Origin of the sequence: Serratia microhaemolytica (genome assembly GCF_004011885.1) — a bacterium.
Taxonomy (GTDB): Bacteria; Pseudomonadota; Gammaproteobacteria; order Enterobacterales; family Enterobacteriaceae; genus Serratia_G; species Serratia_G microhaemolytica.
On sequence record NZ_SBEF01000126.1, the window covers coordinates 1 to 1,158 of the forward strand.

A 1,158-nucleotide genomic window follows, 5' to 3' on the forward strand; every position below is an offset into this window, starting at 1 on the left:
TCACCAATAAAATCGGCCAGATGCGGCTGTTCACGCGCAATTTGTGCGCCTAATGCCTTCATATAGCGCCACTCATGGCGGTAGTGCGACTCAAAATCACCGTCATTTTCTGGCGGTGGCAGTGTCAGATCCGGCACCGGATCGGCATGGTTCGCTTCAATGGTCAAGGTCAGGCGAGGGGTGTAATGGCTCTGTTGCGGATCGCCGAGAAAGCTGTTCCAGCCAAGCCGTGCGGTCTCTGGGTTGCCGAGCTGCATTCCGTGCGCCTGTTCGCGTGCCAGCTCCAGGCGCAGATCCCACGCCAGCGGTTGCGGCAGCAGGAATGAGACAAAACTGACCAGCGCTGAGTAGTGTTCGCCATCGGGCAGTAGCGTCAGCAGGCGTGCCGGTGACAGTTGCGAGATCACCAAGGTGAATTTGTTACGCCGCTCATCGATAAATTTGCCCAGCACAAAGTTCTCGCCCAAGACCGAGCGGCGTTGGTAGTGGCTGCCGCTCAGGTGCTGCTGTAACCCCAGCCGGTTTTGTTGATCGGGGGCCAGTTCGGCGCGGCGCAGTTGCCACGGCAGCAACTGAACCGCATCAAGATCAAAGCAGTGCGCCACCATGCCAGCCACCACCGCCGGGGCGCGCTGGTTGGAGGAGAGCAGCCCGGAGTAGGCCAGCATTTTGCCGGGAGCGACATTGAGAGCCTGGCGCAGCGCCGGATCGGCCAGCCCCATCAGGGCGAAGATCTGGCGTGAGATCGGGTCGGTGCCGCCGGGTTGGAAGCTGATGTAGTAGTGGTGTTTGCGCCAGATGGCGTGTACCAGGGCAAAAAAGCGGTGGTGGAACAGGTCAAAAAACTCGGCGAGGCCCGGTTCGCCTTGTGCCGCGTGGTAGGCGACCTCGTCCAGGTAGTAACCCGGCAGCGGTGATTGGCTGCCGTGCAGGCCAAGAAAGGCCAGCTCGAGGTGGTAGCAGCCGTGCTCATCTTGTTTCAGGCTGACCACGTCGCTGGTCGGGAAGCCGAGGCCGCTGTGAGCATGAAAGCGGATCGGCTCCTGCTCGGGGGTTAAATCATGCAGCGGGTCGGCTTTGCGATCCGAGAGCGCGCGCAGCAGTTCTACCAACTGGTAGAAGTTGAAGCGCCTTAATTGGGGAAAGTTATCGGCCATG

The 1,158-nt window shown here is 60.5% G+C and carries 1 protein-coding gene; it reads right to left on the reverse strand.

From position 1 onward, the window contains the following. The coding region (tssG, locus tag EOJ37_RS14275; protein WP_127960523.1) for a type VI secretion system baseplate subunit TssG at positions 1-1,158 on the reverse strand (1,158 nt) is incomplete at both ends.